Here is a 16008-nt window from a genome sequence, read left to right as displayed (position 1 = left end):
AGCAGCCGCGGCAATGACCAGCGCTAGGCTAGCCTCAGTGCCTCCTCAGCAGCTGGCAGGGCAGATTCGCGATCAGCCTTGACCAGCCCCAGACGTGTGCGGCGATCGAGAATATCGTCGACGCTGAGAGCTCCCTCGTGCGTCACATGCCAGGCGAACTCGGCGCGGGTGACATCGAGACCCTCCGCTACCGGGTCAAGCGCTCGGTCGAGCGGGCAGGATTCGATGACCTCGAAGGATTCGGCACCGTAGCGGTTAAACAGCGGCATCGGGATACGGCCGGCAGCGGCAGCGGTGCGAGCGCGGTCGAGCTCCTCTGGCTCGGAGCCCAGCACAGGGATGGTGCGGGTGGAGCACGGAGCAAGCGAAACACCGAGCTTTTCCGCAACCTTGTCCACGGTTTGCTCCGCCATTAGACGGTACTCGGTGAGCTTGCCCCCAGTAATGGAAATCAGGCCGTTCGGGGCCTCCAATAAGGCGTGCTCGCGGGAGAGATCCGCGGTATGCGCCTCGCCGGTGTCGATGAGAGGACGCAGACCGGCGAAAGCGCCGATGACATCGTCGCGAGTGAGCGGAACCTCGAGGGCCTGGTTGATGACATCGAGCAGAAAAACGATGTCATCCTCCGGTACTTCCGGCTCGTCCGGAATCGGGCCCGGTGCATCCTCGTCGGTCAGGCCAATGTAGACGCGGTTGTGCTCTGCGGGCAGGACAAAACAGAAACGGTTGGTGTGACCAGGAACCGGTACCGTCAGAGAGCCGGTAGGGTTGCCTAGCTTCGCGGCGTCAAGAACCAGGTGCGTGCCGCGAGATGGGCGAATCTTGATGTTCGTCGCTAGGTCTGCGGCCCACACACCAGTGGCATTGACCACAGCGTGAGCCGGCAGCTCGAAGGAATCGCCAGTGAGCTCGTCGATTAGCGTGGCGCTAGTGCCAGAGGCATTCTCGCAGCGCACCCGGGTCAGAATAGTTGCACCGTAGCTGGCGGCAGTTCGAGCGATAGCGGTGACCAAGCGTGCGTCGTCACGCAGCTGACCGTCGTAGTTGACGTAGCCGAATTTCACGTCGCGCTTACGGACGGTCGGCGAAAGCTGGCTGACTCGGCGGGAACTGACAGTCCGGGACAACGGCAGGGTAGTGGCGGGGGTACCAGGGATAATGCGCAGAAAGTCACCGGCCAAAAAGCCTAAACGCGGCAAAACCCGGGTTAACGGTGCAAAGTTATCCATCACCGGTACAACCTGTGGCAGGTTATGCACCAGGTGCGGAGCGGTGACGTCGAGCAGCGCACCACGTTCAATAGCTGAGCGGCGAGCGATACCGACATTGCCACTGGCAAGGTAGCGCAGTCCGCCGTGGGCGAGCTTCGATGACCAACGAGAGGTGCCGAAAGCTAGGTCCTTCGATTCGACGAGAACGGTTTTCAAACCCCTCGACGCTGCATCTAAAGCGATGCCGACACCAGTGATACCGGCACCGATGACCAGCAGATCTGGGATGTCGCCCTTAGCGGTTTCTTCGCGTAGACGATTCAAGTCCGCTTGCCGACGAGCCTTGTTCAAAACCGCAGCTGAGCGATCGCGCTGAGGAGCGTGCGTGGCAGTCATAGTCTTTCTTCCTCGACTTTCCCGAAGACGGTGATAGTGATGAAACTATCTGGCGTAAGTGATGAAGTTGTGGAGTGCGTAGTGAGTGTGAACTATTTCGGGCGTACCCCATTGCAAGGCGCTTAGAAATAGACTAAGTTGTTCATTATCAACGACCGGCACGGATATTGATTCAAGAGATCTTTCTTAGTTGCGAATCATTTCCCGGGATTACAAGGAAGGAGACACCTCGATGGCTATGCACCCAGCGTCCAACCGCTCTGAGTCCATGAACCGAGCTTTCGCTGCTATTGCACCATCGCTGCAAATGTGTTGCTGCTGTCTCCAGTCCGTGCCACCCCAGACAGGTCGTAACTAGAAAAGCACGCTTAGGTATTTAAAACGCCACGCTGTTTGCGGTCGCACGGACGAAATCGCACCGATTGAGCCGACCATCCCACTATCCGGGCATCTTCGCTTGGAATCCCAGGAAGAAGCGACAGCGACAATGACCGCAGCACTTGAATCTTTTACCCTTGACGATTACGTTTCACTGTTTATTTATGACGGCCCAACGTCACCGGCAATCTACGCCAGCGAACTGGTCAGTCTAGCTCGCTAGCGGAGGCTGGCGGCAACAGGGTTAAATCATGTTGCCGTCGTAACGCTCTTCCAAGGAGTGCGGACCGGTAGCCAACTTGCCCGGGTTGAGGATGCCAGCAGGGTCGAGTTCGTCCTTAATTGCACGCATGACCTTGGCGAACAACTCGGTGTTCTCCTCGTAGTACTGCGGGCTGTGATCCTGGCCAATGCCATGGTGGTGCGTGATGGTGCCGCCAAAGTTCATCATGGCCTCCGACGCCGCGGTCTTGATGTCCATCCACTGCTGGAGGATCTCGCCCTCGGTCTCGCGGAAGAAGTACGTGAAGTACAGCGAGCAGCCGGATTCGTACATGTGCGAGATGTGGCAGAAGACGTACACCGGGGTGCCGTGCTTCTCGCCAGCGGCTTCCATTGCGGAGGCGATTTCGCGGCGCAGTGTAGCGGCGTTATCCCAGGTGGTGGCGGTTTCCAGGGTGTCGACGCCGACGCGGCGAGTCATCATGACATCGCGCAGGTACGGCGAGGAGAAGCGGTGGTTAACCCAAGCCATGCCCGGGATGGAGCCCATGCGGACGCACTTCTTGGCCAGCAGGCGAGCGGCCAGGCGCTCACGGGTGACGCGGGCGCCGACCGGATCCGTCTGCGCAAAGCCAAAAATCACCATGCACGGGGTGTCGATGCCACGCAGCTTCAGGTACTTTGTGACCTTCTCGGACATGCTGGCGGAGCCCAGCTGAGTGAGGCCGAACAGCGTCTCCTTCTCGTCGGAGATGCGTGCTAGGTGCGGGATATTGCCGCTCTGCTCCAGTTTGCGCAGCTCCTCGGCGGCTTCCTCAAAGGAGTTGAAGAAGTAGGTGTCGAAGAGCATCTCCTTTTGTGGACGCTGATTCAGGGCAATCGTCACATGCGTGATGATGCCCAGGGTGCCCTCCGAACCCAGGAAAAGCTCACGCGGGTTCGGGCCGGATGCCGACGACGGCATGTCGCGGAATTCCATGGTGCCGGCTGGCGTGACGACGCGCATGCCAATCACGTTGCGGTCGATACGACCGTAACCAGAGGATTCTTGGCCTGCCGAGCGGCAGGAAACCCAACCGCCGACAGTGGAGTACTCGAAGGACTGCGGGAAGTGACCAGCGGTGAAGCCGGCCTTGGACAGCTCCTTTTCCAGGTCGGGGCCGAAAACGCCGGTCTGGGCGGTGACAGTGCCAGCGACTTTGTCGATGTCGATGATCTTGTTAAAGGCGGTCATGGACACTGCGATGGCCTTACCCATGCCTCCGTCAACAGCCTCCACGCCGCCGACGACCGAGGTGCCACCACCGAAGGGGACGACTGCAATCTTGCGCTCAGCGCATACCTTGAACAGGTCTTCGATGTGCTTTTCAGTTTTCGGTAGCACTACAGCATCTGGGGCGACATCGAGCTTGGCTGCGCGAAGGCGAACCAGGTCGGGGTAGGAGCGTCCGACCGCGTGCTTGACGCGGGTGTCGTGGTCGGTGGCGACGGCATCCGCGCCGACAACAGCGCCCAGGGCTTCGATATCCTCGGCGCTGAGGCGACTATTGGGGATGGTGACGTCGGCGATGTTGCGCGGCGGGTTGTTTGCGTCCAACGACATACCGATTTCGCGCTGCAGTAGCTTCTCGCTGGCCGTGGTGATTGGCTTGTCGTTGCCGTCAACACCCCAGCCCCACCAGCGCATGCGGTACGGAATCGTGAGCTTGTTAGACATCCTGAGCTTCTCCTTGGGCATCGGTGCTGCGAGTCTGAACTGCGGAATTATATGTAACTTGCGCGGAAGCACATCTTTACATCTTTTATTATAGCGGTATTACGTTACGTTTTCTCAAAAAATGTCAATCAATCTTGGTAAGCTTTAGTTAGATGCATTAACGCACTCCCATAAAGGCCAGTATTGACCGGTCAAAAGCCCACGTAAAAGTAGGTATTTCTTCGATGAACGCTAACGACAAGGATCTCAACTACCCGCTGGGAACAACTGAGATTCGTACCCTTGCTCTGGTCACTAACCCCCACGCGGGTCATGGCGCCTCGCAGATTGCGTCCGCCCGGGCGAGCCGGGTGTTCGCGGATCGCGGCATCGATGTCATCGCTCTCCAAGGTGCTAACCCCGACGACGCCCGCAAGCTCATTCGTGAGGTCATCGCCGACGGCCGAATTGATGCCCTGGCAGTCTGTGGTGGCGACGGCATGATTAACCTCGCACTGCAGGAGCAGGCACAGACCGGCATCCCCCTCGGTATTATCCCGGCCGGCACCGGAAACGACCACGGTCGCGAATACAATCTGCCGCGTGGCAATGCTCGCGATGCCGCTCACGTTATCGCCGATGGCTTCTGGACGACCACTGACCTCGGCCGCATCATCAATGAGGCAGGGGAGCAGCGCTGGTTCGGCACTATCATGTGTGCCGGCTTCGACTCGATTGTCTCCGACCGCGTCAATCAGATGACCTGGCCGCATGGCCGCAACCGCTACAACCTGGCTATCGTCCGCGAGTTCTTGGCTTTTCACTCGCTACCATTCCGCATCACGCTCGATGACGATCGGGTTCTCGAAGATCCAATCACGCTGGCCGCCTTCGGCAACACCCGTTCTTACGGCGGTGGGATGAAGATTTGCCCGTCCGCAGACCACTCCGACGGACTGATGGACATCACTGTCATCGGCAAAGCCGGGCGCATCAAGGCCGCCCTGGCCTTCAAGTCCGTGTTCGACGGCACCGTTGAAAAAATCGGGGAGGTCAGCACCTACCGCGCCAAGAAGGCTTACGTGGAATACATCGGCCCGCCACGCCAGATGAATGCCTACGCTGACGGCGACCTCATGTTCCCGATGCCGGTCACCGTCGAAATTGTTCCGGGCGCTGGCCGCTACATCGTTCCCCGTCCGTAAAAGGGCGCAGGGGTGCCCGTCGTCAAGCGTTTCCTGCATGCTTGACGACGGCGCGTTACCCCTTGATGCCGTATTTCTTCAGGCGCAGACGATCCGCCGCCGAGGCCGAAGCCGTCAGGCGTAGCAACTCGGCGTAGATACCGTCAGTCTGCGCCAATTCTGCGGGTGCTCCGACCTCGTCGACGTGACCGTCACGCAGCGTCACGATGGTGTCCACATCGGAAATTGTGGACAGGCGGTGGGCGATGATAACCGTTGTGCGTCCCTCCATCAGCTTGTCCAAGCCTCGCTGAACTTCGCGTTCTGCCTTGGTGTCCAGCGCCGAAGTGGCCTCGTCCAGGATGAGCAGGGGAGCATCCTTCAAAATTGCGCGCGCGATGGCGATGCGCTGCTTCTGGCCACCCGAGAGCTTCATACCTCGCTCGCCGATAGTGGTGTCGTAGCCGTCGGCGAAGCTGCGGATGAAGTCGTCGGCGTTGGCCTTCTTCGCGGCGGCAATGATTTCTTCGTCGGTGGCGTTGGGTTTGCCGTAGGCGATGTTTTCCCGAATCGTGCCGGAGAACAGTGACGAGTCCTGGAACACGACGGCAGAGCCAGCACGCAGAGTGGAACCGGAAACCTCGGAGACATCCGACCCCAGCACGCTCAAGCGGCCTGCGGTCGGGGCGTAGAAGCCGAGCAGCAAGTTGACGATGGTGGACTTGCCGCCACCCGACTCGCCGACCAGGGCGATTTTCTGGCCCGAGTACGCCTGGAAGCTGACATTGGAGAGCACCGTCTTGTCCTCTTCGTAGGCAAAATCCACTGCGTCGAAGTCGACAATGGGAGCGCCAATTGCCTCCTGTTCGGCTGCGCGTTCCAGGGAGGAACGGTGGGCGCTGTCGACGGACTCTGCGTCTGCGGTGGAACTAACGGACGCGGAGTCGAAGTCGCCGTTATTCGCGGTCGCTGCACTGAGCAGCTCCGGCTGCGTGCGAGTCTCTGGAGTAAGCTCCATGACCTTGAAGTAATCGCGCGAACCGGCGACTGCGCGTTGGGCAGCGTCGACCAGGAAGCTCATCATGGTCACTGGTTGGCGCGCCATGTTAATCAGCTGAATGAGCATGACCATGGTGCCGATGGAGAATTCTCCCGACAGCGTACGCAGGAAAAGCAGCAGGTAAATGCCTGCGAAGATGATGTTCAAAATGCCCCCGCGAAGGGCATCCATGCGGTGCCACCACGTTGACTGATCGCGGGTCAGGGAGATGGTGCGGCGGAAGCGGGAACCAAAGAAAGCGATTTCGCGCAGCTCTGCAGTGAAGGAGCGGACAACCTTGACTTGGCCGATGACCTCGGCAAAACGGCCACCGGCGATATCGATTTGTTCGTTCTTTTTCGCTTCAATCTTCTGCCAGCGCTTCGAGGTCAGCGCGGTCAGCAGGGTGTAGACCGGGAAAACGATAATCAACAGCACCGCCAGTGGCCAGTAGTGCCAGGCGGTGATGCCCAGTACCGCGCCGACGGTCAACAGCATTGGGAAGAAGTTGTTGGAAAACGCCTGGAGGAACTGCGTGATATTGGTAATCGAGCGTTCCAGGCGGGAGATAATTGTGCCGGTGACCTGACTGTCGAAATAGCGTTGCGGCAGCGACAGCAGCTTTGCATAGTAGCGGGTCGACAGAATCTCGCGCATGCGCGCAGTCATCACATCGCCCAGGTAACCACCGATGTTATGCACGATGGTTTGCGTCAGATCTGCGATTAGCAGCCCGATGACCAGCCAGATTACCGTGCGAGTGGTATCGGACATCGCCGCCTGGCTCAAGCCTTCATCGCTGGACACCGCGCCGACGATGGCGTCGGTGGCATCGCGGATGAGGAAGGGGCTAATCAACGACGCGGCGGCGGTGGCCAGCGAACAGATGATGACCCCGATATAGAAAGGCCAGAGCACTCGTGTAGTGGACAGGATTCTGCTGAGCAGACGCACGAAAGACCTCTATCTTGCGGGAGGATCACTCCCGCTATGAAATTACTGCGACAAAAGCCCTATCCTAACAGCGAACGCACAGCACCAAGCGGCAGCGGCAGCCAGTTGGGGCGGTTCTGAGCTTCGTAAAGGCACTCGTAGATGGCCTTATCCAGTACAAAAGCCTCCAGTAGTGCCGGGTCGCTGGCGTCGCCATAGCCTTCCAGGAAGGCATCGATATTGCGGCGAGCCCACTGCTCAACACGCTCGGTAGCCGCCTCGGTGTCTTCACGTCCGGTCAGCAGCGGGTAGTGAGCGGCGTAATCGAAGGAGCGAATCATGCCGGCGATATCGCGTAGGCGGTGATCCGGCAGCCGGCGCTCCTCCCACGGGCGCGACGGCTCGCCTTCGAAGTCAATCAAGCGCCAAGAGCTCGGCGTGCGCAATACCTGCCCCAAGTGCAGATCACCGTGGATTCGCTGGACGACGGCGCCACCTTCCGGAACCGCAGCCTCCGCGCGATCGAAGATAGCCTGAGCCTTATCCTTGACCTCAGCAATTTGTGGCACCACACCAGCAACGAAGTCCAGTCGAGCTCGCAGTGGGGCTACCAGCTCCGCACCGGTCAGACGCTCCTTTACCGCGACAGCGGCAGCGAGGCTGCTGTGTACCGAGGCCACTGCTGCGCCGAGCGCACGCGCTTCGGATGTAAAGTCGGTGCCCAAATCTTCCAGCGGGGTCTGACTGTCGCGGATGGCATCGCGCACTGCGCCAAGAGCCAACTCCCAGCCATCGACCGAGTTCGGTGCGAATTCCTGCAGCATGGCGGTGGTGTAGGTGTCTTCGCCAATGGTGGTCTCCACCCAGGAGTAGAGCTCAGGGACGAACTTGCAATCCGCCTGGGCCAGTGCGGCCAGCAGCTCCACATCGGCATTAGTACCGGGGTAGAGGCGACGGAAGAACTTGCACATCACGCGGTCGTCGAAAATGACCGAGGTGTTCGACTGCTCGACTCCCATGGGGCGGCCGGATTCCGGTCGGAGCTGCTCAGAGCCCGGCACACGCCGCAGTTCCATGCGGCCGAGCTTGCCTTCGTCGGAAAGCTTCTGGCCGAGTGCTGTGATGGCATCCGAATCGATCAGAGCGTCGTAGCCGACGATGCCCTCGGCGCGAACCAGCAGGGACTGCTCGTGGCCATCGGGGACGTCCTCCGCCCAAGCGATGGGCAGCTGATAGGTCGGTGCAGAATGTGCGGTGTGCACCCTCACCAATGCGATATCGACATCGGGACTGTCGGGATTGTCGCGCAGTACGGGGTCAAGCGCGAGGATCTCGACGTGGTCGATGTCAGAGACCTTGTCAGCGAAAAAGCGCATCTTGACCAGTGTTTCTGCCAGCTCTTCGGCAATGAATTCGGCGGTGGGAATAGTCATTTTAGTTCTTTCGCCTTTCGGGACTTAAAAGATCACTCTTTATTATCGGCGTTTGTTACGGCATCGGCGGAGGCATCGGCGGCCGTGCCGGAGTGCTCGCGTGATGACGTCACCGGCGCGTCCGATATCGCCTGCGCAACCGGGATTGTCGGCGCCGACATCGAGGCGCTCGATTCGAGGTTTGTCTCTGGCGGCAACTGGATTTCGAACCAGTAGAAACCGTGACCAGGAAGCGTGATCTGGTAGGAATCAGTGCCAATCGTGGGGAAGGGAACCGAACCCGTGAGCTCTACCGGGGTGGCTCCGGCGAACTCGGACAGATCCAGCGAGACGGCCGCGGGGTAGGAGGACAGGTTGTTGACGCACAGCAGCACTTCGTCGCCGTATGTGCGCAGATAGGTCAGAACAGAGGCGGTGTCGCTATTCAGCTCGCGGAAGTCACCGAGGCCAAAAGCCTCATAGCGCTTGCGGACCTGGATCAGTCGACGCACCCAATTCAACAGCGAATTGGAGTAGCTCGCTTGGTTCTCGACATTGACCGCCTGGTAACCGTAGGTCGCATCCTGAATGGTCGGCAGATAGAGCCGACCGGGGTCGGCCTTGGAGAACCCGGCGTTGCGGTCGGGCGACCACTGCATCGGTGTGCGAACGCCATCGCGGTCGCCGAGCCAAATGTTGTCGCCCATACCAATTTCGTCCCCGTAGTAGAGCACCGGCGAACCCGGCAGGGAGAGTAGCAGGGCATTGAAAAGCTCGAGCTGTGTGCGGTCATTTTGCAGCAGTGGCGCTAGACGACGGCGAATGCCGATGTTGGCCTTCATTCGCGGATCGTGCGCATACTCGGCGTACATGTAGTCGCGCTCGGCATCGGTGACCATTTCCAGCGTCAGCTCATCGTGGTTGCGCAGGAAGATTCCCCACTGAGCCGAAGACGGAATCTCTGGCGTAGACTCCAGGATCTCCGAGATGGGGAAGCGGGACTGCTTTCGCACCGCCATGAAAATGCGTGGCATGAGCGGGAAGTGGAAAGCCATGTGGCATTCGTCGCCGCCGACCTCCGGGTCGCCGAAGAATTCCACCACATCGGAGGGCCACTGGTTGGCCTCCGCCAGCAGGACGCGACCCGGGTATTCCTCATCCATGACCTTGCGGCAGCGCTTCAGAAAAGCGTGGGTCTCGGGCAGGTTCTCGCAGTTAGTGCCTTCGCGCTCGAAGAGGTAGGGCACAGCGTCGAGGCGGAAGCCATCGATGCCGAGATCGGACCAGAAGCGCAGCACATCGAGCATCGCTTCCCGCACCGCCGGATTGTCATAGTTCAAATCCGGCTGGTGGGAGAAGAAGCGGTGCCAGTAGTACTGGCCACGCACCGGGTCATAGGTCCAGTTGGAGTCCTCGGTATCGACGAAGATAATGCGTGCGCCCGAGTAGGTGTCCGGGTCGTCAGTCCAGACATAAAAATCGCCGTAGGGGCCATCGGGGTCAGTGCGCGACTGCTGGAACCACTCATGGCTATCGGAGGTGTGGTTCATCACCAGGTCAGTAATAACGCGGATACCGCGCGCATGGGCCTCGTCGAGAAGCACCTTAAAATCCTCGACCGTGCCAAACTCGTCGAGCACGGCGCGGAAGTCGCGGATATCGTAACCGCCGTCGCGCAGCGGGGAGTCGTAGAAAGGCGGCAGCCAGAGGCAGTCAACGCCCAGCCATTGCAGATAATCGAGCTTCTCCGTCAGCCCTTTGAGGTCGCCGGAGCCGTTGTTGTCGGAGTCGAAGAAGGCCCGGACGAGCACCTCATAGAACACCGCGCTGCGGTACCACTCGTAATCTTCCTTGGCGATAGTCATGCATCCCAGCGTAATGACTATGCCACTAGCCTGCAGAGAGAGTTTTCCTGCGAGATCCCACAAGACCGTGCGAGATGGCCGTCCTGGGAGACCTCATTAAACAGCATTCTAAACAGCCTTGTGTTCCTGAATTAACGCAGCGAGCTGGTACGCATCATCCAACTTCAACTCCGTTGCCACCGGAGTGACCGCTCCCGGCACCATGTCGATCCGCACGTTCGCCACTCCCGCCGCTTTCTTCAGCGGAGAAATGGTTAGTGTATGCCCCTGGATGCGCTGCCAGGGGACCATGAACCGCGTATGCCAGAACCGACCCTTGGTCACTAACAGCCCCCGCTTCGTGGCCTGCACCTTTTGAAATTTCCAGTCAATTGGGCTGAGCCACCATGCCGTGCGTGGAGTCTGCCAGGAGCCCAGCAGGTCATCGGTAGAGGCCGGTCCCGCAATCTCAGTCATCAGGTAATCGACAATCGTGTCCGTCTCCGGTGTCGGCGCCACTGGCACCAGTGTGTTGTTCGACTGTGCACTGTCCAGGCCATAGCCCGCCACGGAGACATCCGCACGGGACCACCTCCACGGACGCCACCAGAGCGGTTGCACCACTTTAAAGCCATGAATGCGATCGATCGGAATGGTCTGAGCGCGCGTCGACAACAGTCCGGCGGTAATCGCCAGACGCCTGCTTTCCGACGACACCTTCAGCGTGAAATCCCACGACTGATTTAGTACTCCGAAAAGGCCGAGCGCGAAACTGCCAATCACAATCAGAGTAGTGATGGTTACTCCGCTGAGGATTTCCACGATGAAGTCGGTGAACAGCGCAGAGACAACGGCGAGGAGGATAAGAGCTATGCCGACGAAAAGACCGGGTCCAATGGCCACGGATGCAATCAGCCGTCCGACATTGACCGGGCCAAAGATGGTCTTCGCGTCGGACATGCGGGAGGACATGTGGGCGCTGGAGTCTTGAGCAGCGGCGGGGCTGTCGCCGTCGTAAAGCGAATGTGCCAGTTCGGTGTCCAGCTTTTCTACCTCACCCAACACGTCGGCGCGGAACTGTTCGCACTGCGGGGGAGTGAGGTATTTGATTGTGAAGTGCGAATCGGAGCCGCCGGCTGTTTCAATGACAATTTCGGCGAGCCCGAAAATGCGCGCCAACAATGGTTGGTTGATATCCACCGCCTGCACGCGGTCGAGCCGTGCCGCGCGTCGAGAACGCAGTAGCCATCCGGAGCCGTAGCGAACCTCATCGTCGGTGAGTTCGTAGAACGTATACCGCCAGGATAGCCACGAGAAAAATGCAATCAGACCAATAATTATGGCGACCGCACCGGTACCGACAAGGAGACCGAGCCATGCCCAGTCGTAGAGCTGAGTCACGACAGCAACGGCCAACTGCCACTGATTCGCGACTGCGAATGCAATCACCGCAGCGATTGTGGCGAAGCTTTTGAGCAGCGGAGATAGGGGATGAACTCTATGCCTCATTTAAAGACCCGCCATCCGGTCGTGGGCGCGCTGAGATAGACGAGCGCGCAGGGCGAGCGCTTCTTCGCGTGGCAAACCGTGGACGGCTGCATCCGAGCTCGCCGATGCTGTGTTGAGCTTCAGCGTTGCCAGTCCGAATAGTCGAAGGAGAGGTCCTTCATCGATGTCAATGAACTGGATTCGTCCGTAAGGGACAACAGTGACCGAGCGCCACCAACGTCCGGACGCAACGATGAAGTCGTTGTCCTCTTCGAGGTATCGGTGGGCACGAACTCGTCGACCGATGAGCCAGTAGATATATGCGAAGTAGAGCACGCAGGCGAGGACGCCCAACCACATCCACGGAGTCCACATCACAGCGGCGACGACGGCTGCAATCGTGATAACTAGCAGGGGAGCGGCGTGCGCGATTCGCTTCACCTTAGCCAGCGCGGGGTCGACCGGTTGTAGCGCGGAATTCTCGGGGACTAATAAATCAAGCGGCTCCATAGTTGATAGTTAAACACAGACGGTAAAGCTTGCGTCTGGCCTGGTGCTTCGGTAAGAACGGTGGCTATGGATCGCAGGAAACTCATAGCAGTACTTATCACGCTGATCACCATTTTGGTCTGCGTCGAGATTTATCGGTACATGCAGACTTTGCCAGCTTAAGTTGCTGGGCTCAGTTGTTGAGCGCAACAGCACAGCGCTAACCAGCGCAAGCTTCACCCGCCTTATTCCCTATGCACCAAAGAGCTGGCGCGGAGCCGCCCACGCATCGATGGCAATGCCCTCGACTGCCTGGGCGTCAGCGCCGGTAAAGGTAGTCACCTTGCGGTCGTCGTTGTAGCGGGGCATGTGTGAGGTGCCTTCGCGGATGAACTCGACCGCCACTTGGTGGAATGGATGGTTGGGTTCTTTCATACCGAAGAAGCGTGCAATGTCGATGCAGTGCGGAGCACCACTGGTGCGGCCAGCAGGTGCATAGCCCAACCCTTCTCCCGGTTCGAACTGTGCCGCCCACACATCCAGCTCAGCCGCCACGGACCGTTCGGCGACTTTAACAGCGTATGAGCGAATCGCTGAGTCAGAAATGACATTCCCCATCGGACGCTCGGCATAGGCGGTGGCCGGAAATTCGCCGTGGCCGCGATGCCCCTTGGCGTAGCGCCGAGCCATCCACTCTCGCATGGGCAACTTGTCCATCGCCACAACCGGCGGTTCTGAGAAGAACTCTTCGCTGGTGGCGGTCACCATCGTCGGCAGTGTGGGAGCAAAGCTGTCGAAGCGAGGCCCAATTGCCGGATCCGAAGGCGAGGATGCCGACACCAATTTCTGGGCCCGAGCGACCCTGCGTTCGTCGGCACGCGAAAAGACGTCGGTGGACGGCACACGTCCCACGCCGATGCCGGCCAACGTGCGGCGGAGGCGCGAGCCCGACAGCAGCGAGAAGGCCGGCGACATGGCAATGGTGCGTTGGATCTGGCCGCGCGTGCGATCGTCGGCAGCCAGAGTGAGCGCCAGCGCCGCACCCGCCGATTGCCCCGAGATAGTGATGTTGTCGATATCGCCGCCGAAGGCAGGCGCGTTACGACGAGCCCACTGCAGCCCCAGATACAGGTCATCAATGGCCCGGTAGGTCTCTGTTTCACTGTCACGCCAGAAGCCCTCGAGGCCCTTGCGGTATCCAAGCGAAACGGTGACGATGCCCGCCTGTGCGAAGGCCGTCGCGTCCGTCCAGGGTTCGGAGGGATGCCCAAACTCGTAGCTACCACCGTGAATCCACAGCAATACCGGATAGGAGGCGTCCGCGGGCTCAGCCGGTGCGGTGACGGTGAGAACTAATTCGCGCTCGGGTTCACAGCGCCGAGTGCCCGACTGTGGGCCGTCTGCCACCGGTGCCGACGCGGCGAACGGAGCAGCATCTGCGTAATCGATATTGAAAACTTGTATTGCGCCATCGTGAATACGGCCGGTTAGCCTCCCGCAGGGAGCGGAAATAGTCGTCTCTGTCATGGCGGAAAACGCCTCCTCGTCACGGTTGGTCCTGCCAGAAGGGCGGGGAGTCTGTTTCAGACGGTAGGCGCACTCTGGTTTTTCGAGCACGCTACAGTTGAATTCACTATGACCAATGATGCACGAAATCCACTGTTGACACCGTCGGAATTGTTCTGCGAATTGCCAGATTTTGCGGCAATCGATGACAGCCACGTCCGCGAGGCTTTTAGCGAAGCAATGCGCAGCCATGCGCGCGAGATTGACGCCATCGCCACGTCGTCGGAGGCTCCGACCTTCGTTAACACCATCGAGGCAATGGAGAAGGCGGGCCAAGATCTGGACCGCGTCGCTGCTTATTTCTTCAACGTTGCCGGTACGGATGCCACCGACGTCCGCATGGAAATTGAAGCCGAGATCGCCCCGCAGCTCACTGCACACCTGGATCAGATTCGCATGCGCAGTGACCTGTGGCAGCGCATCAATGCCATCGACAGCGTTGAGGACGCCGCCAATCCGGAAGAGGCGAAGCTGCTGCTGAAGAAAGTCCGCGAAGACTTCCAGCGCGCCGGTGCGGACCTCAGCGACGAGGACAAAGCCGAGCTCAGCCGCATCAATTCCCGTCTCTCTGAGCTCTCCACGGCTTTCGGTGAAAACCTGCTGAAGGACACCGTCGCGCGCGCCGTGGAGATCTACGACCGCGAGGAACTCGCCGGGCTTTCCGACGACGCCATTGCGTCCTTCGCCGCCTACGCGAAAAAGGCCGACACCGATGCGCCGTGGCTGATTCCACTGGACCTACCGTCAACTCCGGCACAGCTGGCTGACCTGGATAATCCGGCTACTCGCGCCAAGCTCTACGAAGCCTCACTGGGGCGTGCGGGTGCTGCCTCCGGCACGTTCGACAACTCCGACATTGTGCTGGAAATGGCGCGCCTGCGTGCCCGCCGTGCCAAGCTGCTCGGCTACGACACGCATGCGGATTACGTCATTGCCAAGGAGACGGCAACCACCGCAGAAGCTGCTCGGAAACTCATTGCAGACCTGGCGCCAGCTGCCATTGCCAATGCTGAAGGCGAGTACAAGCGGGTCGCTGATCTGGCTGGCGATGAGACGGTCGCGGGCGCTGATTGGCCGTACTGGGAGCGCCGTCGTAAAGCGGAAGAATTCGCAGTCGACACGGAGGAACTCAAGAACTACTTCGAGCTGCACCGTGTCATCGAAGACGGCGTGTTCTACGCTGCCCGCAAGCTCTACGGCATCGAGGTAGTCAAGCGCGAGGACCTGCAGGGATACGCGCCGGGCACGACCGTGTGGGAGGTACGCCAGGGCGGAGGCGAGACCATCGGCCTGATTATTACGGACTACTTCTCGCGTCCGACCAAGCGCGGTGGTGCGTGGATGAGCTCGTTTAGGGATCAGTCCCGTCTGCTGGGACGCCTGTCAGTCGTGGTCAACGTGATGAACATCGCCGAAACCGAGCCGGGAACCCCGGTGCTGCTGACGCTCGACGAGGTCACCACTGCTTTCCACGAGTTCGGGCACGCCCTCCACGGTCTGCTTTCCGACGTCACGTACCCGACCTTCTCGGGCACTAACGTCCCGCGCGACTTCGTGGAATTCCCCTCCCAGATCAACGAGAACTGGGCACTTGAACCGTCCATTCTGGCCAATTACGCCGTCCACGTTCGTACCGGTCAGCCGATCCCGGCCGAGCTAGTCGAGTCTGTGAAGAAGGCCCGCACCGCTGGTGAGGGATTCGCCACGGTTGAGTACCTCGCCGCGTGCGCCATCGATCTGGCCTGGCACAGCCTCACCGAGGAGGAAGCAGCTCAGGTCACTGATGTTGATGCCTTCGAAGCGGAAGCACTCGCTGAACTCGGCCTCGACGTTCCCCACCTGGCTCCGCGTTACCGCTCCCGCTACTTCAACCACATCTTCGCCGGCGGTTACTCGGCGGGCTATTACTCCTACCTGTGGGCAGAGGTGCTCGACGCGGACGGTTTCGGTTGGTTCACCGACAACGGCGGTGCCACAATCAGCGGCGGCAGCCACTTCCGCGAGGAGATTCTCTCCCGTGGTGGCGCCATCGACTTCATGGCCGCCTACCGTGCCTTCCGAGGTCGCGATAAGGACATCCAGCCGCTCCTCGAACGCCGCGGGTTGTCGGGCACTGATGCCTAGCTTCACGCTTTACGACGAGCCCCGCG

General features: G+C 59.9%; 10 protein-coding genes. 2 read left to right on the top strand and 8 right to left on the bottom strand.

Going from position 1 to position 16008, the window contains the following annotated elements; translation table 11 throughout:
• Positions 1–23: 23 nt before the first annotated feature.
• Complete coding sequence (locus HMPREF3135_RS06115) at positions 24–1607, bottom strand: glycerol-3-phosphate dehydrogenase/oxidase (protein WP_070438720.1); 1584 nt, start codon at positions 1605–1607, stop codon at positions 24–26.
• 622 nt (positions 1608–2229) lie between these two features.
• Positions 2230–3924 (bottom strand): FAD-binding oxidoreductase, encoded by a 1695-nt coding sequence (locus HMPREF3135_RS06110; RefSeq protein ID WP_049192862.1) that lies wholly within the window; start codon positions 3922–3924, stop codon positions 2230–2232.
• A 224-nt stretch (positions 3925–4148) separates the two neighbouring features.
• On the opposite strand from HMPREF3135_RS06110, the gene HMPREF3135_RS06105 reads away from it, so the two are divergent.
• Positions 4149–5108 carry a diacylglycerol kinase gene (locus HMPREF3135_RS06105; protein ID WP_049192863.1) on the top strand — a complete coding sequence of 320 codons (960 nt, stop codon included), beginning with the start codon at positions 4149–4151 and terminating at the stop codon, positions 5106–5108.
• 55 nt (positions 5109–5163) lie between these two features.
• On the opposite strand, the gene HMPREF3135_RS06100 is transcribed toward HMPREF3135_RS06105, so the two are convergent.
• From HMPREF3135_RS06100 to HMPREF3135_RS06075, 6 genes are all read right to left on the bottom strand, one after another.
• Positions 5164–7080, bottom strand: a complete 1917-nt coding sequence (locus HMPREF3135_RS06100) for an ABC transporter ATP-binding protein (RefSeq protein ID WP_070438718.1) — start codon at positions 7078–7080, stop codon at positions 5164–5166.
• A gap of 59 nt (positions 7081–7139) precedes the next feature.
• The gene (locus HMPREF3135_RS06095; RefSeq protein WP_070438715.1) at positions 7140–8492 is read right to left on the bottom strand and encodes a maltokinase N-terminal cap-like domain-containing protein; all 1353 of its coding nucleotides are present in this window, start codon (positions 8490–8492) and stop codon (positions 7140–7142) included.
• A gap of 32 nt (positions 8493–8524) precedes the next feature.
• Positions 8525–10336, bottom strand: coding sequence for a maltose alpha-D-glucosyltransferase (gene treS / locus HMPREF3135_RS06090; protein WP_070438712.1), 1812 nt, complete (start codon positions 10334–10336; stop codon positions 8525–8527).
• Positions 10337–10444: 108 nt separating this feature from the next.
• Positions 10445–11764, bottom strand: coding sequence for a PH domain-containing protein (locus HMPREF3135_RS06085; protein WP_070438709.1), 1320 nt, complete (start codon positions 11762–11764; stop codon positions 10445–10447).
• Between the two features lie 60 nt (positions 11765–11824).
• Entirely contained in the window at positions 11825–12313 is a 489-nt protein-coding gene (locus HMPREF3135_RS06080) for a PH domain-containing protein (protein ID WP_049192868.1), read from the bottom strand.
• Between the two features lie 231 nt (positions 12314–12544).
• Positions 12545–13819 carry a carboxylesterase family protein gene (locus HMPREF3135_RS06075; protein WP_049192869.1) on the bottom strand — a complete coding sequence of 425 codons (1275 nt, stop codon included), beginning with the start codon at positions 13817–13819 and terminating at the stop codon, positions 12545–12547.
• Between the two features lie 108 nt (positions 13820–13927).
• Between HMPREF3135_RS06075 and HMPREF3135_RS06070 the strand changes: the two genes are divergently transcribed.
• A complete protein-coding gene (locus HMPREF3135_RS06070; RefSeq protein ID WP_070438706.1) occupies positions 13928–15982 on the top strand; it encodes a M3 family metallopeptidase in 2055 nt (684 codons plus the stop codon).
• Positions 15983–16008: the final 26 nt, after the last annotated feature.

The organism is Corynebacterium sp. HMSC14H10 (genome assembly GCF_001807105.1).
Lineage (GTDB): Bacteria > Actinomycetota > Actinomycetes > Mycobacteriales > Mycobacteriaceae > Corynebacterium > Corynebacterium jeikeium_D.
The sequence above is the reverse complement of the archived record's forward strand: the minus strand, read 5'-3'. Positions and strand labels throughout refer to the sequence as shown.